General features: G+C 36.6%; 1 protein-coding gene. It reads left to right on the forward strand.

Features of this window, described 5'->3' with window-relative positions; all coding sequences use genetic code 11:
• Position 1: 1 nt before the first annotated feature.
• A partial coding sequence (locus ACVQ8P_RS00315; RefSeq protein ID WP_462296866.1) for an IS6-like element IS1216 family transposase occupies positions 2-528 on the forward strand: 527 nt, incomplete at its 3' end.

The following is a 528-nucleotide window of genomic DNA, read 5'->3' on the forward strand; positions in this document are numbered from 1 at the left end:
GATTATTGTAGCCGTGGGCTACTATCTTCGTTATAACCTTAGCTATCGTGAAGTTCAAGAAATCTTATATGATCGTGGCATTAACGTTTCTCATACGACGATTTATCGTTGGGTGCAAGAATATGGCAAACTACTCTATCAAATTTGGAAAAAGAAAAATAAAAAATCCTTTTATTCATGGAAAATGGATGAAACGTACATCAAAATTAAAGGAAAATGGCATTATTTGTATCGAGCCATCGATTCAGATGGTTTAACCTTAGATATTTGGTTACGTAAAAAACGGGACACACAAGCAGCCTATGCTTTTCTTAAGCGGTTAGTGAAGCAGTTTGATGAACCGAAGGTTGTAGTCACAGATAAAGCCCCCTCTATTACAAGTGCCTTTAAGAAACTAAAAGAATACGGCTTTTATCAAGGGACAGAACATCGTACCATTAAATACCTGAATAATTTGATTGAACAAGACCATCGTCCAGTAAAGAGACGCAATAAATTCTATCGAAGTTTACGCACTGCCTCTACCAC

The organism is Dellaglioa sp. BT-FLS60, assembly GCF_054941065.1.